Source organism: Xanthomonas melonis, assembly GCF_020783655.1.
In the GTDB taxonomy this organism is placed as follows: Bacteria; Pseudomonadota; Gammaproteobacteria; order Xanthomonadales; family Xanthomonadaceae; genus Xanthomonas; species Xanthomonas melonis.
Map to the genome: position 1 here is coordinate 30,598 of NZ_JAJGQH010000015.1, position 20,535 is coordinate 51,132.

General features: G+C 66.2%; 17 protein-coding genes and 1 pseudogene. 14 read left to right on the plus strand and 4 right to left on the minus strand.

The window, feature by feature from the left end:
- Nucleotides 1-306: 306 nt before the first annotated feature.
- From LL964_RS15405 to LL964_RS15415, 3 genes are all read left to right on the plus strand, one after another.
- Nucleotides 307-1,404 carry an OmpA family protein gene (locus LL964_RS15405; protein WP_104584614.1) on the plus strand — a complete coding sequence of 366 codons (1,098 nt, stop codon included), beginning with the start codon at nucleotides 307-309 and terminating at the stop codon, nucleotides 1,402-1,404.
- A 203-nt stretch (nucleotides 1,405-1,607) separates the two neighbouring features.
- A complete protein-coding gene (locus LL964_RS15410; protein ID WP_104584612.1) occupies nucleotides 1,608-2,123 on the plus strand; it encodes a hypothetical protein in 516 nt (171 codons plus the stop codon).
- A 19-nt stretch (nucleotides 2,124-2,142) separates the two neighbouring features.
- Nucleotides 2,143-3,006, plus strand: a complete 864-nt coding sequence (locus tag LL964_RS15415; protein WP_104584610.1) for a pseudouridine synthase — start codon at nucleotides 2,143-2,145, stop codon at nucleotides 3,004-3,006.
- Here the strand turns inward: LL964_RS15415 and LL964_RS15420 are convergent.
- Together LL964_RS15420 and kbl are read right to left on the minus strand one after the other, a co-directional pair.
- On the minus strand, nucleotides 2,945-3,349 hold the full coding sequence (locus LL964_RS15420) for an HNH endonuclease (protein ID WP_104584608.1): 405 nt from the start codon (nucleotides 3,347-3,349) through the stop codon (nucleotides 2,945-2,947). The genes LL964_RS15415 and LL964_RS15420 overlap by 62 nt on opposite strands.
- Before the next feature lie 2 nt (nucleotides 3,350-3,351).
- Entirely contained in the window at nucleotides 3,352-4,560 is a 1,209-nt protein-coding gene (gene kbl / locus LL964_RS15425) for a glycine C-acetyltransferase (RefSeq protein WP_104584606.1), read from the minus strand.
- Nucleotides 4,561-4,730: 170 nt separating this feature from the next.
- Between kbl and LL964_RS15430 the strand changes: the two genes are divergently transcribed.
- The 5 genes from LL964_RS15430 to LL964_RS15450 all read left to right on the plus strand — a co-directional run bounded on the left by LL964_RS15430 (nucleotide 4,731) and on the right by LL964_RS15450 (nucleotide 9,670).
- The gene (locus LL964_RS15430) at nucleotides 4,731-5,747 is read left to right on the plus strand and encodes a sulfate ABC transporter substrate-binding protein (RefSeq protein ID WP_104585547.1); all 1,017 of its coding nucleotides are present in this window, start codon (nucleotides 4,731-4,733) and stop codon (nucleotides 5,745-5,747) included.
- 2 nt (nucleotides 5,748-5,749) lie between these two features.
- A complete protein-coding gene (gene cysT, locus LL964_RS15435) occupies nucleotides 5,750-6,610 on the plus strand; it encodes a sulfate ABC transporter permease subunit CysT (protein ID WP_104584604.1) in 861 nt (286 codons plus the stop codon).
- Nucleotides 6,607-7,560 (plus strand): sulfate ABC transporter permease subunit CysW, encoded by a 954-nt coding sequence (gene cysW / locus LL964_RS15440; RefSeq protein WP_104584602.1) that lies wholly within the window; start codon nucleotides 6,607-6,609, stop codon nucleotides 7,558-7,560. Before cysT ends, cysW begins: the two co-directional genes overlap by 4 nt.
- A 7-nt stretch (nucleotides 7,561-7,567) precedes the next feature.
- A complete protein-coding gene (locus tag LL964_RS15445) occupies nucleotides 7,568-8,599 on the plus strand; it encodes a sulfate/molybdate ABC transporter ATP-binding protein (RefSeq protein ID WP_104585545.1) in 1,032 nt (343 codons plus the stop codon).
- Nucleotides 8,600-8,953: 354 nt separating this feature from the next.
- Nucleotides 8,954-9,670 (plus strand): TorF family putative porin, encoded by a 717-nt coding sequence (locus LL964_RS15450; RefSeq protein ID WP_104584600.1) that lies wholly within the window; start codon nucleotides 8,954-8,956, stop codon nucleotides 9,668-9,670.
- A 161-nt stretch (nucleotides 9,671-9,831) separates the two neighbouring features.
- Here the strand turns inward: LL964_RS15450 and tdh are convergent, their stop codons facing one another.
- Nucleotides 9,832-10,866 carry an L-threonine 3-dehydrogenase gene (gene tdh, locus LL964_RS15455; RefSeq protein ID WP_167394470.1) on the minus strand — a complete coding sequence of 345 codons (1,035 nt, stop codon included), beginning with the start codon at nucleotides 10,864-10,866 and terminating at the stop codon, nucleotides 9,832-9,834.
- Between the two features lie 475 nt (nucleotides 10,867-11,341).
- Nucleotides 11,342-13,654, minus strand: a complete 2,313-nt coding sequence (locus LL964_RS15460; protein WP_104584598.1) for a TonB-dependent receptor — start codon at nucleotides 13,652-13,654, stop codon at nucleotides 11,342-11,344.
- Nucleotides 13,655-13,842: 188 nt separating this feature from the next.
- On the opposite strand from LL964_RS15460, the gene LL964_RS15465 reads away from it, so the two are divergent.
- The 6 genes and pseudogenes from LL964_RS15465 (at nucleotide 13,843) to LL964_RS15490 (ending at nucleotide 20,433) form a co-directional block, all read left to right on the plus strand.
- On the plus strand, nucleotides 13,843-15,930 hold the full coding sequence (locus LL964_RS15465; protein ID WP_104584596.1) for a phosphocholine-specific phospholipase C: 2,088 nt from the start codon (nucleotides 13,843-13,845) through the stop codon (nucleotides 15,928-15,930).
- 107 nt (nucleotides 15,931-16,037) lie between these two features.
- A pseudogene (locus LL964_RS15470) lies at nucleotides 16,038-16,292 on the plus strand (S46 family peptidase); the annotation flags it as partial.
- A gap of 89 nt (nucleotides 16,293-16,381) precedes the next feature.
- Entirely contained in the window at nucleotides 16,382-17,026 is a 645-nt protein-coding gene (locus tag LL964_RS15475) for a histidine phosphatase family protein (protein WP_104584593.1), read from the plus strand.
- 207 nt (nucleotides 17,027-17,233) lie between these two features.
- Nucleotides 17,234-17,782, plus strand: coding sequence for a hypothetical protein (locus tag LL964_RS15480; protein WP_104585543.1), 549 nt, complete (start codon nucleotides 17,234-17,236; stop codon nucleotides 17,780-17,782).
- Between the two features lie 228 nt (nucleotides 17,783-18,010).
- Nucleotides 18,011-19,279 (plus strand): bifunctional tetrahydrofolate synthase/dihydrofolate synthase, encoded by a 1,269-nt coding sequence (gene folC, locus LL964_RS15485; RefSeq protein WP_104584591.1) that lies wholly within the window; start codon nucleotides 18,011-18,013, stop codon nucleotides 19,277-19,279.
- 68 nt (nucleotides 19,280-19,347) lie between these two features.
- A complete protein-coding gene (locus LL964_RS15490) occupies nucleotides 19,348-20,433 on the plus strand; it encodes an SPOR domain-containing protein (RefSeq protein ID WP_104584588.1) in 1,086 nt (361 codons plus the stop codon).
- Nucleotides 20,434-20,535: the final 102 nt, after the last annotated feature.

Below are 20,535 nucleotides of genomic sequence, written 5' to 3' on the forward strand. Positions count from 1 at the left end.
TGCAAGTGCGGCGGCAGGAGGTATTTCGGGTGTTCGGTCAGCGCATTCAACCTGTTTAATTCGGCTGCCGTTCATGCGCTGCGTGAGGGCAAAATGGGCTGCCGATGCTTTCCTTCATTAAGCTGTATACGTAGTATTGATTGGGGTTGCGCGGGTTGGAGATTGCTTTCACATGTTATATGACCGTTAACGCGATCTTCACTGAAGCCGGCTTAATCTGCGCCCCGATGGCTCTGGATGTGACGAGCATCTTTACCAAGAACAACGCCTCTATCGGTTTTATCTCCCAAAGAAGGAGCTGTATAAATGAACAAGAAAATTCTCACTGCCGCGTTGCTCGGCGGTCTGGCAGTCGCCCAGGCTGCGTCCGCGCAGGAGTTCGATGACCGTTGGTACCTGACCGGTGGCGCTGGCTTCAACTTCCAGGACAACGACCGTCTGACCAATGATGCTCCGTTCGTCACCCTGGGCCTGGGCAAGTTCGTCAGCCCGAACTGGTCGCTGGACGGCGAGCTGAACTACCAGAACCCGAACTTCGACGCCAACCAGGACCAGAACTGGAGCCAGTACGGCATCTCGTTCGATCTGCGTCGTCACTTCATCCAGGAAGGCCGCGGCTGGAACCCCTACCTGCTGTTCGGTCTGGGCTACCAGCGTTCGGAAGAAGAATTCGACGCGACCCCGAACCCGGTTTCGCCGGGCCAGCGTAAGGACGGCAACTTCGCCGCCAAGGCTGGTGTCGGTCTGCAGACCACCTTCGACAAGCGCGTTGCCGTGCGTGCCGAAGTCGCTTACCGCGCCGATTTCGACGACCAGAGCGTTGCTGCTCCGCAGGAAGACTGGTTCGGCGACGTGCTGGCGTCGGTCGGCGTCGTGATTCCGCTGGGACCGGCTCCGGTCACCGCTCCGCCGCCGGCTCCGGCTCCGGTCGCTCCGAGCTGCGCAGACCTGGATGACGACGGCGACGGCGTCAACAACTGCGACGACAAGTGCCCGGCTTCGCAGCCCGGCCAGACCATCGGTCCGGACGGCTGCCCGGTTCCGGTGTCGATCGACCTGAAGGGCGTGAACTTCGACTTCAACAAGTCGACCCTGCGTCCGGATGCCGTGTCGATCCTGAGCGAAGCGACCGAGATCCTGAAGCGCTACCCCGACCTGAAGGTCGAGGTTGCCGGTCACACCGACTCGAAGGGCACCGACGCGTACAACCAGAAGCTGTCCGAGCGTCGTGCGACCACCGTGTACGACTACCTGACCAAGAACGGCGTGGACGCGTCGCGTCTGGTCGGCCCGATCGGCTACGGCGAGAGCCGTCCGATCGCTCCGAACACCAACCCGGATGGTTCGGACAACCCGGAAGGCCGTGCGAAGAACCGTCGTACCGAGCTGAACGTCCAGAACTAATCGGACCGCCAGTCTGCTTCAAACAAAACCCGGCCTCGCGCCGGGTTTTGTCTATGTGCCATCTGCGACATCTCCCGAATTCCCCTGCACGCAGGCAGCCACTCTGTCTGTGTTGCCCTCACGGCACGGTTCCTGTTGAAACAGCGTTCATCGCTGCCTACACTCGCCGCGTCGACACACTCTCTTATCTGGAAGAATCCACGATGCTGCGTACCGTTACGGCAGGACTGCTCTGTCTCGCTCTGATTCCCGCCGCCTACGCCGCCCCGAACTGCGCCGGCGGCGCGGTGTCCCAGCCGCTGCCATTGCCCGCCACCGTGATCGCGCCGGCCGCATCCGAGTTCTATACCCGTAGCGTGCAACTGGGCATGCCAGCCGGCGTGCTGGCCCAGCCGTACAGCACCGACCAGTCGGTGGACCGCGTGCTGCTGCGCCTGCGCGTGGAAGGCTGCCAGGACGTGGCCAAGGTGATTCCGCCGGGCGGCACCGCCAACCCGAACGATCCGGCCGCCTACAAGGCCGCCACCGCGTTCGACAACACGCCGTGGCGCTTCGACATGAGCCAGAACGGCAAGCGCATGACGGCCGAAGAATTCGATGCCTGGATGAAGGCGCGCGGCGTGCGTGTGGTCAAGGCACGGCCAGCGGCCGGTGCGACTCCGGCTGCAGTGGCGCCCGCCGCGCCTGCGGCCGACGCCAAGCCGGTCGAGAACAAGTAATCCACGCGGTCGGGACGGCATGACCCGGCGGCCCCCGCCGGCGCGGTCCCGGCATCGCCAGCGTGGTCCGGCGTCGCCGGCGGGCGCTGTGCACCGGGGCGCGGCTGCAGGACCCGCGGCGGCGCCTTCGCGTCACGGTTTGGCGCGGATCTTGTCCAAGCTGGGCGTGTGCTCGCGCACCGAGGCGGCGCGCTGGATCGTCGCCGGCCGCGTCGGCGTCGACGGGCGGGTGGTCCGCGACCCCGAATTCCCGATCCGCACCGATCAACAGGCGGCCATCACGGTGGATGGTCAACCGCTGGCCGGGCCGGCGCGCGTCTACCTGATGCTCAACAAGCCGCGTGGTGTGGTCACCACGGTGCGCGACGAGCAGGGAAGGGACACCGTCTATCGCTGCTTCGATGGCGCGAACCTGCCATGGCTTGCCCCAGTCGGGCGCCTGGACAAGGCGAGCGAAGGACTGTTGCTGTTCACCAACGATCCGCAGTGGGCGGCGGCGGTGACCGACCCCGCCAGCGGGCCGGACAAGACCTATCACGTGCAGATCGATTGCCGCCCGACGGCCGAGCAACTGGCGCAGCTGCGGGCGGGGTTGATCGACCCGGATCCGGAGGGCGATGGTGCTTTCCTGCGCGCCCGGCAGGTGAGCGTGCTGCGCGAAGGCGAGCGCAATGCCTGGCTGGAAATCGTGCTGGATGAGGGCCGCAACCGGCAGATCCGCCGCTTGCTGGCGGCCGTGGACATCGGGGTGCTGCGGCTGGTGCGCGTGGCGATCGGGGCGCTGGCGCTGGGCGAGCTGGGCAAGGGCGCCTGGCGGCTGCTCAGCGCGGCGGAAGTCCGGGAGCTGACGCAGGATCCCGCCAGCGCGCCAGACGTGCGCTGAGCAAGGCGCTCACCACTTCCAGCGCGCGGGCGTCGCCGGCGCCATTGGCATCATGGCGCCGGCCCTTGGCATGGTTGCAGCCGGCGCAGGCCAGCGCCAGGTTGCGTGCATCGTTGGGGTCGTCGCCGACCAGTGCGCACAGTGCCGCGGCCGCGCGACGACCGAACCAGGCCTGCGGCACCACGTGTTCGAGCGTGGTGTGCCCCAGCGGTTCGCCATCGGCGCGCAGCTGCAGATGCCGGCGGCAGTGCAGGCAGCGCGTGTCCCAGGCGCCGTCCAGCCATCGCGCCTGGGCATCGCTGTGCGCCGCCAGCAGCAGCCGTTGGCGCAGCACCGTGCGCATGCTCAGGCGTCGATGACCTTGAGTTCGCGCCCGATCTTGATGAAGGCCGCAATCGCCTGATCCAGGTGCTCGCGGGTATGCGCGGCACTGATCTGGGTGCGGATGCGCGCCTGGCCCTTGGGCACCACCGGGAAGAAGAAGCCGATCGCATAGATGCCTTCTTCGAGCAGGCGCTCGGCAAAGCGCTGTGCCAGCGGTGCGTCGTAGAGCATCACCGGGCTGATCGGATGCACCCCCGGCTTGAGGTCGAAGCCGGCCGCCGTCATGCGGTCGCGGAAATAGCGGGTGTTGTCCGCCAACTGCGTGCGCAGCTCACCGGCCGCGTCCAGCATCTCGAACGCCTTGATGCCGGCAGCCACCACGTGCGGCGGCAACGAGTTGGAGAACAGGTAGGGACGCGAGCGTTGGCGCAACAGTTCGATCACTTCGCGCCTGCCGGTGGTGAAGCCGCCCAGCGCGCCGCCCATGGCCTTGCCCAGGGTGCCGGTGAAGATGTCGATCCGGTCGAGTACGCCCTTGACCTCGGCCGAGCCGCGGCCGGTGGCGCCCAGGAAGCCGGTGGCATGGCATTCGTCGATGTGCACCAGCGCGTTGTACTTGCGGGCCAGGGCGGTGATCTCGTCCAGCGGGGCGATGAAGCCGTCCATCGAGAACACGCCGTCGCTGGTGATCAGCTTGGTCTTGCAACCGGCAGCGTCGGCGGCCTGCAGCTGCGCTTCCAGGTCGGCCATGTCGCAATTGGCGTAGCGGAAGCGCTTGGCCTTGCACAGGCGCACGCCATCGATGATGGAGGCGTGGTTGAGTGCGTCGGAGATGATGGCGTCGTGCTCGCCGAGCAGCGGTTCGAACAGGCCGCCGTTGGCGTCGAAACAGGCGGCATAGAGGATGGTGTCCTCGGTGCCGAAGAACTCGGCGATGCTGCGTTCGAGCTGCTTGTGCAGATCCTGGGTGCCGCAGATGAAGCGCACCGAGGCCATGCCGAAGCCGTGGCTGTCCAGCGCATCCTTGGCGGCCTGGATGATGTCCGGATGATCGGCCAGGCCCAGATAGTTGTTGGCGCAGAAGTTCAGCACGCTGCGGCCATCGGCCAGCGTGATCCGTGCCGACTGCGGGCCGGTGATGATGCGCTCGGACTTGAACAGGCCCTGGGACCGGATGGCATCCAGTTCGGCGGCGTAGTGGGCGGTGAGCGCGGCAGGCGGACGGGTCATGGCGATCGCAGTGGCAGGGAAGAAGCGCAATCTTAACGATCACCATGGCATACCACTACGTCATGCAATATCGGCATAAGCAGCGGTGCGGATGTCATTTCACCGTCCGCGTGTCGCTGCGCAGCATGGCATGCTTGCTGTTCAGCCGTGCCCCCGGCCAGGAGATCGTTGTGACCCACCCCCGTTCCCGTTTCGCCCTGCTTGCATGCGTCCTGCTGGCCCTGGCCGGCCCGGCGGGCGCGCGCGACATCGATCTGCTCAATGTCAGCTACGACCCCACCCGCGAGTTCTATCGCGACTACAACGCCGCGTTTGCCGCGCAATGGAAGCGCCAGCACCCCCAGGACACGGTGCGGGTGGAAACCTCGCATGGAGGGTCGGGCAAGCAGGCGCGGGCGGTGATCGACGGCATCGAGGCGGACGTGGTGACGCTGGCCCTGGCGTACGACGTGGATGCGATCGCGCAGAAGGCCAAGTTGATCGATGCCGCCTGGGAGCAGCGGTTGCCGGACAACAGTGCACCCTATACCTCCACTATCGTCTTCCTGGTGCGCAAGGGCAATCCCAAGAACATCAAGGACTGGCCGGACCTGCTGCGCTCGGGCGTGGCGGTGGTCACCCCCAACCCCAAGACCTCCGGCGGCGCGCGCTGGAACTATCTGGCCGCCTGGGCGTACGCGGACCATATCTTCAAGGGCGACCGCGAGCGCGTGCTGCGCTACATGCAGGCCCTGTTCCGCAACGTGCCGGTACTCGACACCGGCGCGCGCGGCGCCACCACCACCTTCGTGCAGCGCGGCATCGGCGATGTGCTGCTGGCATGGGAAAACGAAGCGTTGCTGGCGCGCGAGGAACTGGGCAAGGACAAGTTCGAGATCGTGGTGCCCAAGCTGTCGATCCTGGCCGAGCCGTCGGTGGCGCTGGTGGACAAGAACGTGGACAGGCACGGCACGCGCGAAGTGGCCGAGGCCTATCTGCGTTATCTGTATGCGCCGGAAGGGCAGAAACTGGCGGCCAAGCACTTCTACCGCCCGCGCCATCGCGAGTTCGCCGACCCGGCGGATCTGGCCCGTTTCCCTGACGTCAAACTGGTGACCATCCAGCAGGCGTTCGGATCCTGGGACAAGGCGCAGCAGGAACATTTCGCCGACGGCGGCCTGTTCGACCAGATCCAGGCCAAGAAGTAGGCATGCAGATTCCGGTTGCGCCCCGCCCGGTGCCGGCATCGCGCCGTCGCGTGATGCCGGGACTGGGCCTGAGCCTGGGCATCACCCTGGCCTGGCTCGGATTGATCGTGCTGATTCCATTGCTGGGCATCTTCATCAAGACCAGCGGGCTGGGCTGGGACGGGTTGTGGCGCGTGTGGAGCGAGCCGCGTGTGCTCTCGGCACTACGGGTCAGCTTCGGCACCGCGCTGGCGGCCGGCGCCTTCAATGCGGTGATGGGCACATGGGTGGCCTGGGTGTTCGTGCGCTACAGCTTCCCGGGCAAACGCCTGTTCGATGCGGTGATCGACCTGCCGTTCGCCTTGCCTACCGCGGTGGCCGGCATCGCGCTGACGGCCCTGTACGGCGGCAACGGCTGGATCGGGCGGTGGCTGGAGGCGGCCGGCATCAAGGTCGCCTACACCCAGCTCGGCATCGTGATCGCGCTGGTGTTCGTGGGTTTGCCGTTCGTGGTGCGGGTGGTGCAGCCGGTGCTGGCCGAGAGCGATCGCGAAATGGAGGCCGCCGCGGCCACGCTGGGCGCCTCGCGCTGGCAGACGGTGCGGCGGGTCGTGTTGCCGGGGCTGTGGCCGGCGGTGCTGACCGGGTTTGCGCTGGCGTTCGCACGCGGGGTGGGGGAGTACGGGTCGGTGATCTTCATCGCCGGCAACCTGCCCAACGCCACCGAGATCGCGCCGCTGCTGATCACCATCCGGCTGGAAGAGTTCGACTATGCCGGGGCGACCGCGATCGCCGCGGCGATGCTGTTGCTGTCGCTGGTGATCCTGCTGGTGGTCAACACGTTGCAGGCACGTCTGTTGCGCTATCAACGGAGGCCGGCATGACCGATGCCGTTTCCACGCTGCCTTCCATGCCGCAGACCCGCGCGATGACCGAACAGGCGCGCCGCATCACCGATTCGGCCACCAACGAGCCGCGCTGGGTGCAGTGGCTGTTGATCCTGGGCGCGCTGGCCTTTTTGTTGGCCTTCCTGCTGTTGCCGCTGGTCCTGGTGTTCGCCGAGGCGCTGCGCGGCGGCTGGGAGACCTTCCTGCACGCGGTCACCGATCCGGATGCACTGTCGGCCATCAAGCTGACGCTGCTGGTGACGGCGATCGTGCTGCCGTTGAATCTGGTGTTCGGCGTGGCCGCTGCGTGGGCAGTCAGCAAGCACCAGTTCCGCGGCAAGCGCCTGCTGGTCAGCCTGATCGATCTGCCGTTCTCGGTATCGCCGGTGGTGGCGGGCCTGATCTTCGTGCTGATCTTCGGCCGCAACGGCTGGGCCTGGCCGCTGATCGAGGATGGCTGGCGGGTGCACTTGCCACTGCTGGGCGAGACCTTGATCCAGTTGCCGCGGATCGTGTTCGCACTGCCGGGCATCGTGCTGGCGACCACCTTCGTCACCTTTCCGTTCATCGCGCGCGAGCTGATGCCGCTGATGGAGCAGCAGGGCAGCGACGAGGAACTGGCCGCACTGAGCCTGGGCGCCAATGGCTGGCAGATGTTCTGGCGGGTGACGCTGCCCAATATCCGCTGGGGCCTGCTGTATGGCGTGCTGCTGTGCGCGGCGCGTGCGATGGGCGAGTTCGGTGCGGTCTCGGTGGTGTCCGGGCATATCCGCGGGCGCACCAATACGCTGCCACTGCATGTGGAGATTCTCTACAACGAATACGCCTACAGCGCTGCGTTCGCCTGCGCTTCGCTGCTGGCATTGACCGCGCTGCTCACGCTGGCGCTGAAGACGTACCTGGAATGGCGGCACGGCGATGCGCTGGCCGCCAACCACCGCCACTGAGGTGACCATGGGCATCCGCATCCAACGCCTGCGCAAACAGTTCGAGAGTTTCACCGCGCTGGACGACATCAATCTGGAGGTGCGCCAGGGCGAGCTGCTGGCGCTGCTGGGGCCGTCCGGTTCGGGCAAGACCACCTTGCTGCGGATCATGGCCGGACTGGAGCATGCCGATGGCGGGCGGGTGCTGTTCGGCGACGAAGACGCCACCCGCATGAGCGTGCAGTCGCGCCGGGTCGGCTTCGTGTTCCAGCACTATGCGTTGTTCAAGCACATGGACGTGTTCGACAACGTCGCCTTCGGGCTGCGGGTGCGACGCGGGAGCGAACGCTGGGCGCCGGCGCGTATCCGCGCACGCGTGGAGGAATTGCTGGCGCTGGTGCAATTGCAGGGACTGGAGCGGCGCTATCCGACCCAGTTGTCGGGCGGGCAGCGGCAGCGCGTGGCGCTGGCGCGCGCGCTGGCGATCGAGCCGCGCGTGCTGTTGCTGGACGAGCCGTTCGGTGCACTGGACGCACAGGTGCGCCGCGACCTGCGCCGCTGGCTACGCGAGCTGCACGAACGTACCGGTCTGACCACGGTGTTCGTGACCCACGACCAGGAAGAGGCGTTGGAGCTGGCCGATCGTGTCGCCATCCTCAACCGCGGGCGTATCGAACAACTCGACACGCCCGCGGCGATCTACGACACGCCGGCCTCGCCGTTCGTGTATTCCTTCGTGGGCGCGGTGAACCGCATTCCCGGCGTGCTGGCGCAAGGGCGGATCCAGGTCGCCGGTCATGCATTGCCGGCAGCCAACGCGACGCTGGCCGCCGGGCCGGTCGAGGTCTACGTACGCCCGGAGGATCTGGTGCCCGACGAAGCGGGCTGGCCTGCCACGGTGGCCTGGTCGCAGCGCAGCGGGCCGCGACTGCGGCTGCGCGCGACGCTGCAACCGGCAGGCGATGAGGTGGAAGTCGAGCTGCCCGCCTCGGCGGGCAGCTTCCAGCCTGGTCAGCAGCTGCGCCTGGCGGCGCGGCATTACGGCGTGTTTCCGGCCTGAGCCACTCCCGGGGCGGGCCGGCGCGTCGAGGTCGCAGTGGTCGGAGTGGGCGGTGATCGGACCGATCACGCGGACAACGAAATCGGATCTGCACAGTAATTCCATCGAGCTGGGCCGGGAGCCGCAGACGGTGTCGCACGCCCGTTATCGTGCTTCCCGAGCAGGGCCGCCTGTCAAGATTCCGGGGGCCGGGTCGATGACGCTGGAGAGTCGTCCGGCAGCCAGGCTGGCAAGTGATGTGCGCTGGTTCAAGCGAACGCGACTTGAATGTTGCAGTGCAATGAAAGTTGCACTAAGAAGGGAGTGCTGACCTCGCTTCACTCCGTCCGACCGCCCTCGCTCCAGGAGATGCCCATGAAGCCGTTCCCGCTCGCCTGCTGTCTGTCGTTGTTGTTGTCCGGCACTGCGCCGCTGGCGCTGGCTCAGGAAGAAGAGGCGCCAGCATCGCCGCTCAGCGGTACGTTTGCGGTGACCAGCGATTACCTGTTCCGCGGTATCTCCCAGACCAACGAGGGCCCCGCATTCCAGGCCGGGGTGACCTACAAGCTGCCGCATGGCCTGTACATCGGCACCTGGGGATCCAATGTGAATTACACGACCAGCGATCCGAACTGGGAAGTGGACGGCTTTGTCGGCTACAACACCGACCTCGGCAGCCGTTGGAACGTCGACGTGATGGTGAACCGCTATCAATACCTGGGCGCGCGCGACTCCGACTACGCCGAGCTGATCACCAAGACCACGTTCCTCAAGACCTATAGCCTGACGCTTGCCTATACCAACGACCTGTATGGCTCGCGGACCGATGGGTATTACTACGCGCTGGATGCCAACTGGGCATTGCCGTACAACTTCACCCTTGGCGCGCATGCAGGGCACAGCATCTACACCTCGGCCTTGCGCAAGGTGGATCATGACTACAACGACTTCGGCGTGAACATCGGCAGGACTTTCGGGCCGCTGGGGCTGAGCGTGGGCTATTACGACACCAGCGAGGCGGCCGAATTCGGTTTCGGTGTGCAGAACTCGCAGAACCATCTGGTGGCGACCGCGACGGTTGCCTGGCCGTGAGATGATTTCACCGACGTCCACTGCGGGCGTCGGCCTCGATGGAGGCAGGTCGGAATCGGCGCATGCAGCCGGAGACCATCGAGGCCGGAGCGCTCAACGTGGACAAGCGCAGAAGCAGAAGGCGCCCTTGGGCGCCTTCGCGTGTCAGCTGCGGTGGCTGATCAGTTCCAGCTCAGCACCACCTTGCCGGCCTTGCCTTCTTCCATCAGGTCGAAACCCTTCTGGAAATCGTCGATCGGCAACTGATGGGTCAATACCTTCTGTAGCGGAAAGCCCGAGAGCACCAGCTGGGTCATCTTGTACCAGGTCTCATACATCTTGCGGCCGTAGATGCCCTGCACGGTGAGTCCCTTGAAGATGATCTTGTCCCAATCGCAGCCGGCGCCGCGCGGCATGATGCCGAGCATGGCGATCTTGCCGCCGTGGTACATGCAGTCCAGCATGTCGTTGAACGCACGCGGATTGCCGCTCATTTCCAGGCCGACATCGAAGCCCTCCATGTGCAGGTCCTTCATCACGTCCTTCAACGAGGTGTTGGACACATTGACCACGCGGGTGGCACCCATGTCGGCAGCCAGCTTGAGGCGAAAGTCGTTGACGTCGGTGACCACCACGTTGCGCGCGCCGATATGCTTGCAGATGCCGGCGGCAATGATGCCGATCGGACCGGCACCGGTGATCAGCACGTCTTCGCCGATGACGTCGAACTCCAGCGCGCAATGCGCGGCGTTGCCGTAGGGGTCGAAGAACGCCGCCAGTTCGGAGGGGATCTGGTCGGGGATCGGCCACAGGTTCGATGCCGGCATCACCATGTATTCGGCGAAGGCGCCGTTGACGTTGACGCCAATGCCCACCGTGTTGGGGCACAGGTGCGGGCGGCCGCCGCGGCAGTTGCGGCAGTGCCCGCAGACGATATGGCCTTCGGCCGAAACGCGCTGGCCGACCTGATAGCCGGTCACCGCCGAGCCGAGCTCGGCCACGCGGCCGACGAATTCATGGCCGATGGTCAGGCCGGGCTTGATGGTGCGCTGGCTCCACTCGTCCCACAGGTAGATGTGCAGATCCGTGCCGCAGATGGCAGTCTTTTCCAGCTTGATCAGCACCTCGTTGGGGCCAGGGGTGGGGACCGGCACCTGTTCCATCCAGATACCCTTTCCCGCGTCGCGCTTGACCAGCGCTTTCATCGTCTGCGCCATGTGGCGAGGCCTGCTAAGTAAATAAAGTCGGCAATTATATGCCCGATGCCGCATCCGCCATGCGGCAGTGCAGGACGGAGGCCGACGTCGGTCTGCGTCTGCCGGGAGGCGGGAGCCGGGCGGGAGATCGAGCGTGGGTCGGGTGGGTTGGCGAGGTTACGCGCGCCCCCATCCGCCCTTCGGGCACCTTCCCCCGCACGCGGGGGAAGGGAGCTTGGGTCGGGTGGGTCGGCGAGGTTGTGCAGCGCCCCATCCGCCCTTCGGGCACCTTCCCCCGCATGCGAGGGAAGGGAGCGTGCGTCGGGCGGGTCGGCGAGGTTGTGCAGCGCCCCCATCCGCCCTTCGGGCACCTTCCCCCGCATGCGGGAGAAGGGAGCGCGCGGCGTGACATGGGAGGCGCCGCGGGCTTCATCCTTCTCCCGCGCGCGGGAGAAGGTGGCGCGCAGCGCCGGATGAGGGGAGCGTCTGCAGACTCTCAGAACGCCACGTCCAGGCTGATGAAGTACTGGCGTGGTGCGCCGACCACCATGGTCTGGTTGTAGCCATTGGGATCGGAGGCGACATAGCCATTGGTGCCGGTGCTGGCGAAATACCGTTTGTCGGTGAGGTTGGTCACGTTGAGCGCCAGGGCCACGTCCGCTACGCCGCCGAGGCGACCGAAGTCGTAGCGTGCGCCGGCATTGAACAGCCAGTACGACGGCACCTGCGAATCGTTGAGGAAGGTGAGGTAGCGCTTGTCGACGTACTTGCCATCCAGGTCCACACGCAAGTTGCCGAGTTGGTAGCTGGCACTTGAGGAGAACATCAGCGCGGGGATGCCGACCACGTCCTTGCCCGAGGTGGCGACCACGCCGTTGTTGAGGTAATCGTCCTGATAGCTCGAGCGATTCCACGACAGCGAGTTCAACCAGCGCAAGCCTTCGACCGGGCGCCACATCAGCGCCAGGTCCGCGCCGGCGCTGTGCACCGTGCCGACATTGCTCAGGATCGCCGCGCAGGTCTGCACTGCGGTGCACGGAGAAGTGGTCAGCAGGCGATTGGAGAATTTGGTGAAGTAAGCGTCTGCCGAAAGCTCGAAACGCGCCTCCTGCACGCGATAGCCTGCCTGCACGGTCTGCGATTGTTCCGGCTCCAGCGTGGCACGGCTGCGGTCGAACGCGGCCTGCGAGGTCGCGAACGGCGTGAAACCGAAGGCGGCGATGTTCTTGCTGTAGGACGCGTAGATGTCCTGACGGTCGTCGAGCTTGTAGCTGATGCCGAGCTGCGGCAGAAAGCTGTCTTCGGCACGGATGCGGCCTTGCGCCAGCGCGGTGGTCGGCACCAGCGACTGCGCGCGCGTGGTGTTACTGAGCGCCTTTGCGCCGTAATTGAACGTCAGCCGGTCGTCGAGCAGGCGCACGGTGTCCTGCAGATAGACCATGCGGGTCTGTGTGGTGTAGCGCTGCAGGAAGTCGCGGCGGAACGGGGTCTGCGCGTCGTAGACGTTGTAAAGCGAGGTGTAGCCCTGGCTGCCCAGCGCGAAGTAGTTGCGGCCCTGCGATGTACGCGCATTCTCTGCCCACAGACCCGCCTCCAGGTCGTGGTTGCCCCATGACCACTTGAGGGCGGTGGTGCCGCCAAAGCGGTCCAGCCCGTAGTCGGTGGTGCGCATCGACAGCGGAACCTGCGCAGAGGTGGCGACGTACGGTGTCACCCATTGCCCCTCGCCACGATTGCCGTGGTAGTAGCCGCCTGCATCCAGGGTGGCGCCGCCGAACACGAAGGTGCCGGACAGGCCCGCCAGATTGTCGCGGCGCAGGCCGCCACCGGCGTAATAACTGGCATCGAGCCAGCTGTAATCGCCGGGCAGGCCGGCCAGCGAGGTTGGATAGCCGTTGGCCACGCCACTGGTGGCGCCAGTGGCCTGGTAGGCGCGTGCCATCTGCACGGCGGTGGCCCAGTCCGGCTGCAGGTAATCGTAATCCCAGCCTAGCGTGCGCTGGCTGGTCAACGACAGATCCATGTAGTCGTATTCCTTGCGCCGCGAGGTGTCCACAAACAGGCTCAGTCGGTTGCCGTCGCCCCATTGGTACACGGTCTTGAGATTGGCCTGCTCCGATGCCTGGTCTCCGTAGCCCTTCCATTTGTCGGTGCTGGCATTGGCGTAAGCCAGGTACGCCGACAATCCGTCGCGATCGCCGGTATCGGCGCGCACGAAGGTGCGGCGCGTCGCATCGCTGCCCACCGTCTGCACCAGTCGCCCGCCCGGTGTGGTCTGCGGATCGGCGGAGTAGAACTGCAGGGTGCCGCCGAGATTGGTGTTGGACGCGGTCCCCAGCGCGCCGGCGCCTTGGGCGATTTCCACCGAGCCGAGATTTTCGGAAATGATGGCGCGCGAGATGTGCAGGCCATTGGTGACGCCGTAACTCATGTTGCCGAGCGGAATGCCGTCGAGCGTATAGCCCAGGCGGCTTTGATCGAAGCCATGCAGGGTCACCTGCGTGGACCACTCGTAAGTGCCGAACGGATCGGCCGACTGGAATTGCACGCCCGGCAGTTTTTCCACGGCCTTGAACGCGCTGCTGCCCGGCGTCAGTTGTTCGATGTCCTGCCGGCTGATGCGCTGTACCTGGCGCGTGCTGCCTTGGGACACCACGTTGATCGCGTCCAGGTCGGTGGCCTTGCCTGCCGTATCGGCTGGCAGCGCGGGTGCAGCGGCGGCAGCTTCGGCGGCCTGCGCCAGGCTGATGAGCAGCGCTGCCAGGGCGAGCGCCAATGCGGTGATATCGAAACGGCGAGCGAAAGTCATGGGGGATCCTGTTCGGCGCGGCAGAGGGCAAAAGCACGGCGCAATGCCGGCGTTTCGCGACGCAGGGTGTCAATGACTCATGAAGCATTGATGACGGCGGCTGTCGCAAAACTGTCGCGTGCAGCGGCTATACGTGGGTGCGCCGCGAGGCGTTCATCGCGGCACATCGACCTTGGCAAGGCTTTCGTATGACGTCTGCTGCTTCACGACGCGAGTTCCTCAAGCGCGTTGCCGCGCTCACTGCCGCCGGTGCATTGCCGACGTCGATTGGCCGCGCGCTGGCGCTGCCGGCCGATACACGCACCGGCAGCTTGCGCGACATCGAACACGTGGTGATCCTGATGCAGGAGAACCGCTCGTTCGATCACTACTTCGGTGCGCTGCGCGGTGTGCGTGGCTTCGGAGACACGCGTGCCCTGCAACTGCGCGAAGGGCACCCGGTGTGGAGCCAGCCGGTCGCGCATGGGCGGCGCCTGCTGCCGTTCGCCTTCGATGCGCAACATAGCTGCGCGCCGCTGATCAAGAGCCTGGATCACTCCTGGAAAGCCGCACACGGGCAGGATCCGGTACGCTGGGCCGAGTACGATGCCTGGGTGCCGTACAAGGGCGAGCTGACGATGGGATACTTCCAGCGCGCCGATATCCCGTACTACCACGCGCTCGCCGACGCCTTCACCATCTGCGACGGCTATTTCTGTTCGATGCACGGGCCCACCAATCCCAATCGCATGTATCTGTTCACCGGCACCAGCGGCCTGAGCGTGGGCGACGCGCGTGCGCAGGCGGTCAACAACGCCGACGACGGCAACTGGACCGCCGACATGGGGCGCGACAAGCCCGACTACGCGGCGATGGGCTGGACGACCTATGCGCAGCGGCTGCAGGCTGCAGGCATCGACTGGCGCGTGTACCAGGAATACGACAACTTCGGTTGCAACTCGCTGGCGTATTTTGCGCATTACCGCGGGCTCGATCCCGCCGACGAGCGCTATCGGCGCGCACGTGCCTATGTGCCCGGATCCACGGCGGACAATGCGGCCATCACCCAGGCCGATCATCTGATCGCCGCGATCGCCTCCGATGTACAGGCCGATCGTCTGCCGCAAGTGGCGTGGGTGATACCACCCACTGCCTACTGCGAGCATCCGGAAGCACCGCCGGCATATGGCGAATCGCTGGTGTCGCGGCTGATCGATGCGTTGACCTCCAATCCGCAGGTCTGGGCCAGGACCGCATTGATCATCAATTACGACGAGAACGACGGATTCTTCGATCATGTGCCAGCGCCGTTGCCGGCGTTGGATGCGCGCATGGGGCGCAGCAACGTCGATGTGCGCGGCGAAGCCTATGAAGGCGTGCCGGTGGGTCTGGGTATCCGTGTGCCGATGCTGGTGATTTCGCCGTGGACGCGCGGCGGTTGGGTCAACTCGCAGGTCTTCGACCACACCTCGGTGCTGCGGCTGCTGGAGCGTCGCTTCGGCGTGGCCGAGCCCAACATCAGCCCATGGCGGCGTGCGGTCAGCGGCGATCTGACCAGTGTGTTCGATTTCCGCGCACCGGACGATTCGGCGCTGAGTGCGCTGCCGTCCGTCGCCGACTACCGCATGCGTACCGCCGCGCTGCGCGGCAAACCGCAGCCGCAGCCGCAGCCTCCGGCGACGGCCGGCATGCCGCGGCAGGAGCCCGGGCAGCGGCCGGCGCGTGCGCTGCCGTATGCCTTGCAGGTGCACGCACGCGTGCACGACAGCGGCGCGCTGCAACTGCAGTTCGTCAACAGCGGCACCGCGGCCGCTGCGTTCAATGTCTATACCGCTGCTGCCAGTGGCGGGCCCTGGTACTACACCGTGCTGCCGGGCACCCGGCTCGACGATGTGCCATCTGGCGCAGTGCATGACGGTACGTACGCATTGCGCGTGCACGGGCCGAACGGCTTCCTGCGCGAATTTTCCGGAGACCTGGCATCGGAGCGCACGCAGGGCGCTGCACCGTGGGTGCAGGCACGACAGGACGGCGATACGCTGGTGCTGGAAATCGGCAATGCCGGGCAGCAGGCATGTACGCTGCAGCTGCGTGCGCTGGACTATGCCGACAAGAGGCCGCGGCCGTTGCAACTTGCCGCCGCCCAGCGGCTCAGCATCCGCGTGCCGCTGGCGGACAGCGATCACTGGTACGACCTGGCGATCGAGCAGCCGGGCGGGGCGTTCCGCCGCCGGCTGGCCGGGCATCTGGAGACCGGCCGGCCCAGTCGCAGCGACCCGGCACTCGGGCGCGCGTGAGGCGTTGCAATCCGTAGGTACTGTTACATGACGTGGCGCAGCGGTTGGCAGATCGAGGGCGGGTGCAACGCGACGAAACCCGCCAGCAAAGTCGGTGCCGGCCCCAAGGCCTGGGCTCGGTACCGGTCAATTTCCTGTCGGACCTGGATATCACCGGCGGCAATTCCGGTTCGCCGGTGATGGACGCACGCGGCAGGCTGGTCGGCCTTGCATTCGACGGCAACTGGGAATCGGTGAGCAGCGACTGGATCTTCGACCCGGCCATGACCCGCATGATCGCCGTGGACAGCCGCTACCTGCGCTGGATCATGACCGAGGTGGCGCCTGCGCCGCAGTTGCTGAAGGAGCTGGGCGTGCGCTGAGCCGGCGGGGGGCGGGGGCGGAGAGCGGTTATGATGCGGTCCGGTTTCGCCGCCGCGAGCCGGCCCCTCCCCCAAGGAACTCTCAGCGCATGCGCATCCTGCTTGCTCGTCACGGCGAGACGCCGTGGAACGCCGAAGGCCGTTATCAGGGCCAGATCGATATTCCGCTGTCGCCGGTTGGCGAAGGCCAGGCACGCGCGCTGGGCGAGCGCTTGCAGTCGCTGCAGATCGCGCGTGCGGTCGCCTCGCCCCTGGCGCGTGCGCAGGCCACTGCCAAGGCCGCACTGGGCGCTGCGCGCGCCTCGCTGCTGCAAACCGATGCCGACCTGCAGGAAATCGCCCACGGCGAGTGGGAAGGCCTGCTGGCCAGCGAGATTCACGACAAGGATCCAGCACGCCTGCGCGCCTGGCGCGATGAGCCGGACACCGTACTGATGCCCGGCGGCGAATCGCTGCGGCAGGTGCTCGATCGCAGCTGGCGCGGCCTGGCGCGTGCCGCCGACGGCCTGGGTGCCGACGACACCTTGCTGGTGGTCGCGCACGACGCGGTCAACCGCGTGATCCTGTGCAAGATCCTGGGCTTGCCGCTGTCCAGGCTGTGGAGCTTCCGCCAGGCCCCGACCACGCTCAACCTGCTCGAAGGCAGCGACGTCGATCACCTAGAGGTGGTCCGCCTCAACGACTGTGCGCACCACACACCGTTCTTTGGTGAAGCCAAGCATCGGGCGCTGTAGCCTGGTGATGGCGTGTTGCGCTCAGGAATAATTTTCACAGACTTCACGCTGCCAACATTCAGGTGCTCGAGATGGAGTTCCATGCATTGCTGCTTGCAATGCATGCGTCCTCTTTAACTCTGCATGTTTGACGAGGATGTGTGGTCTCGTTCTTCAGCGGCTGTTGGCCGCTGCGCAACATGCGCATACGTCTGAGGGATCGGTTTGGTGAAAACAAAGCTGTTCGCTTTGATCAAGGTTGCCTCTATCTTCGTGATGCTTGGGCTCATTCCGCCGAGCTTGTTCGCCACCTTTATCCCGGCCGATTTCTTGCAGGGGCGCCATTGGAAATGGCCAGCCCTGGCGATTGGCGTCGCGCTAACGATGCTGCTACGCAGGCATAACCGTCGCTTGGGTCGACCAACAGACATGGAGGATGGCGGGCGCGTGCTTAAGGTGTTTATGTTCCTCGGGATGCCGGTAATGATGGGCTTTCTCTCCTGGTTGTTTCTGGCAAAAGCCATCCCCTGGGGAGTGACATTGCTGGTGGGGGCGAGGTTTGAGGAGGCCTATCTCATGCAGACCTACCATCAGTCGACGAGCGATTTTTGCGAATATCAATTGCGCGGTGGTCCGATGGAGCATGCATTTCCAGATCATCTTTGCATCAAGGAGGAGCTGTACCTCCGCTACCCAGAGCAGCCGATCACGGTAACCTTGAAAGGGCAACGCTCGGTCTTGGGTGCGCGGGTTACTGAGATCTACGGGCCGCAATGAGTGGTCGAATGCGTGGTCTTTCTGGCAAGTGGCGTCTCCAATATGGATTGCTCCCGGTAAGTCCAAGCAGCCGTCAAGGTCACGCGACGCATATCGCCTGTGCGAATTGCTGACGCGCCATGCCTTGCATCGGTCTGCCAAGCATTCGCGAGGCATCAAGCGCCGACGTGGCGTGTGATGCGCATGCGCAAACGGCGATAATGTGCCCCTCTCTGCGCAGCCCTTCCCATGAACGCAACCAATTCTCTCTCCGACTGGCTCGCCTACATCGAGCAGCAGCACCCCAGCAGCATTGCCATGGGACTGGAGCGCGTGCGCGAGGTCGCCGCGCGCCTGCAGCTGGAAGCGCCGGCCAAGCACGTCATCGTCGTGGGCGGGACCAATGGCAAGGGCTCGACGGTGGCCTTCATCGAAGCGATCGGGCGTGCCGCCGGCTGGAAGGTGGGGGCCTATACCTCGCCGCATCTGCTGCGCTACAACGAGCGTGTGCGCATCGATGGTGAGGAGGCCGGCGATGCGCAGCTGGTGGCTGCATTCGCCGCGGTCGAGGAGGCGCGCGGCGACACCGCGCTGACCTATTTCGAGTTCGGCACGCTGGCGGCGTTGTGGCTGTTTCAGCGATCCGGGCTGGAGTTGGCGGTGCTGGAAGTCGGCCTGGGCGGGCGGCTGGATGCGGTCAATATCGTCGATTCGGATGTGGCGGTGATCACCACCGTGGATATCGATCACACCGACTGGCTGGGCGAGGACCGCGAGGCGATCGGGGCGGAGAAGGCCGGCATCATTCGCGGCTGGAAGCCGGTGGTGCTGGGCGAGATCGACCCGCCGTCCAGCGTGCTGCGGCGCGCCTACCTGCTGGGTGCCAATGCGATCCGCGCCGGCAGCGATTATTTTCACGAGCCCGTCGACGCGCAGCGCTGGCGCTGGCGCGATGTGGCGGTGAGCCTGGAGCTGCCGATGCCGGCGTTGCAGGCGCCGGTACAGCTGGCCAACGCAGCGGCCGCCATCGCCGCCATGCAGGCACTTCCGGTGGAGGTGCCGGCGGCGGCGTGGGCGCAGGGCATCGCCGCGGCAAGCGTGGCGGGGCGTCTGCAGCGCATCGATGTCGCGGGCGTGCAGGTGCTGCTGGATGTGGCGCACAACCCGCAGGCCGCGCGCGCGCTGGGCCAGGCACTGGCCGCGCAGCCGATCGCCGGCAGCACCTACGCGGTCTACGCCGCGCTGGCCGACAAGGACGCACCGGGCGTGGTGGGGGCCTTGGCAGCGCAGGTCGACCACTGGCTGCTGACGGGACTGGACGGCACGCGCGGGCAGTCGGCGCAGGCGTTGCAGCGGCAACTGCACGGCACTGCCGCCGCCCACGCGCCGTGTCACGCCGATGTGGCGGGCGCGTTGCAGGCGGTGCTGGCCGCAGCCAAGGCCGGCGATCGGGTGCTGGTGTTCGGCTCGTTCCACACCGTCGCCGAGGCGCTGGGCGCACTTCGTTCAGCCGGTTAGGGTCGGCAGGCGGGCGCCGGCCTTATAATCGCCGCGGCACCCCGCCACGCCGCCTTTAGCTCTCTTCTGTGGACACTGCTCTGAAACAGCGATTGATTGGCGCCATCGTTCTGGTGGCGCTTGCCGTGATCTTCCTGCCGATGCTGGTGAAGGGCCCTGCGCCGTCCAGCGGCGTGGCCGATGTCCCGCTCGAGGCGCCTGCCGCGCCCGGCCAGGGCGAATTCGAAACCCGTGAGCTGCCGTTGGTGACCCCGGGCGATGCTCCGGCCGGTGGCGCACTGGGCATGGCCGGCGCCCCCAGCGCCCCGGCGGCGGTGCAGGACAACCCCGATGCTGCCGATCTGGCCACGCCGTCCAGCACGCCATCTGCGCCGGACGTGGCGGCCGGCAACTACGCGGTCAACTTCGGCGCCTATGCCACCAGCGCCGATGCCGATGCGGTCATCGCCCGGCTCAAGCAGGCGCAGTTGCCCGGTTTCAGCGAAAAGACCCAGATCAGCGGCCGCCCGGCCTGGCGCGTGCGCGTCGGCCCGTATGCCGATCAGGCCCAGGCTGAATCGGCCCGTCTGCAGGCGGTGAAGGTGCGCAGCGACGTCAACGCCCAGGTAGTGACCCTGGATGCAAGCGCCACCGCTCCGCCGCCGGTGGCAACGCCGACCCCGTCGACCACACCCACACCCACGCCGAGCAGCAGCGCTGCTACCGCTGCCACGCCTGCGGCCACCAAGACCGAAAGCCTGCCGCCGGAGCCGGCCAAGCCGGTCGCCGCCGCACCCAAGCCGGCCGAGGCGCCCAAGCCAGCACCGGCCAAGCCCGAGGTCGCAAAGGCCACTCCGACAACGCCGGAACCTGCCAGGCCCGAACCGGCCAAGCCATCGGTTCCTGTACCCACGGCGCCGGCCGCGCCGGCCGCCAGCGGGGTCGGATTCGCAGTACAGCTGGGCGCTTTCGGCCGCGCCGAAGATGCCAATGCGCTACGCGACCGCGTGCGCGCAGCCGGCTTCAGTGCGTTTGTCGAGCAGGTCCGTACCGACAAGGGCGCGCTCAATCGTGTGCGCGTCGGCCCGGTCGCCAACCGGGGCGACGCCGAGCAGCTGCGCGCGCAGGTGGCGGCCAGGGTCGGCATTTCCGGCATGGTGCGTCCGCATCCTTGAGATGGGAGCGATGCCACAGGCCGTCGCCAGCCGGCTGAAACAGCCGCGGCAGCGGCATGGCGCCCGTGCAGCATGCGGGTTGCCGGTGCAACGAGGGGATCG

Bases quoted from the DNA above. Each gene is read 5' to 3' on its own strand.
- LL964_RS15460 (WP_104584598.1), bottom strand. From the start codon at position 13,654: ATGACTTTCGCTCGCCGTTTCGATATCACCGCATTGGCGCTCGCCCTG.
- folC (WP_104584591.1), top strand. From the start codon at position 18,011: ATGAACGCAACCAATTCTCTCTCCGACTGGCTCGCCTACATCGAGCAG.
- LL964_RS15405 (WP_104584614.1), top strand. From the start codon at position 307: ATGAACAAGAAAATTCTCACTGCCGCGTTGCTCGGCGGTCTGGCAGTC.
- kbl (WP_104584606.1), bottom strand. From the start codon at position 4,560: ATGACCCGTCCGCCTGCCGCGCTCACCGCCCACTACGCCGCCGAACTG.
- LL964_RS15450 (WP_104584600.1), top strand. From the start codon at position 8,954: ATGAAGCCGTTCCCGCTCGCCTGCTGTCTGTCGTTGTTGTTGTCCGGC.
- cysT (WP_104584604.1), top strand. From the start codon at position 5,750: ATGCAGATTCCGGTTGCGCCCCGCCCGGTGCCGGCATCGCGCCGTCGC.
- tdh (WP_167394470.1), bottom strand. From the start codon at position 10,866: ATGGCGCAGACGATGAAAGCGCTGGTCAAGCGCGACGCGGGAAAGGGT.
- LL964_RS15465 (WP_104584596.1), top strand. From the start codon at position 13,843: ATGACGTCTGCTGCTTCACGACGCGAGTTCCTCAAGCGCGTTGCCGCG.
- LL964_RS15410 (WP_104584612.1), top strand. From the start codon at position 1,608: ATGCTGCGTACCGTTACGGCAGGACTGCTCTGTCTCGCTCTGATTCCC.
- LL964_RS15475 (WP_104584593.1), top strand. From the start codon at position 16,382: ATGCGCATCCTGCTTGCTCGTCACGGCGAGACGCCGTGGAACGCCGAA.
- cysW (WP_104584602.1), top strand. From the start codon at position 6,607: ATGACCGATGCCGTTTCCACGCTGCCTTCCATGCCGCAGACCCGCGCG.
- LL964_RS15415 (WP_104584610.1), top strand. From the start codon at position 2,143: ATGACCCGGCGGCCCCCGCCGGCGCGGTCCCGGCATCGCCAGCGTGGT.
- LL964_RS15445 (WP_104585545.1), top strand. From the start codon at position 7,568: ATGGGCATCCGCATCCAACGCCTGCGCAAACAGTTCGAGAGTTTCACC.
- LL964_RS15420 (WP_104584608.1), bottom strand. From the start codon at position 3,349: ATGCGCACGGTGCTGCGCCAACGGCTGCTGCTGGCGGCGCACAGCGAT.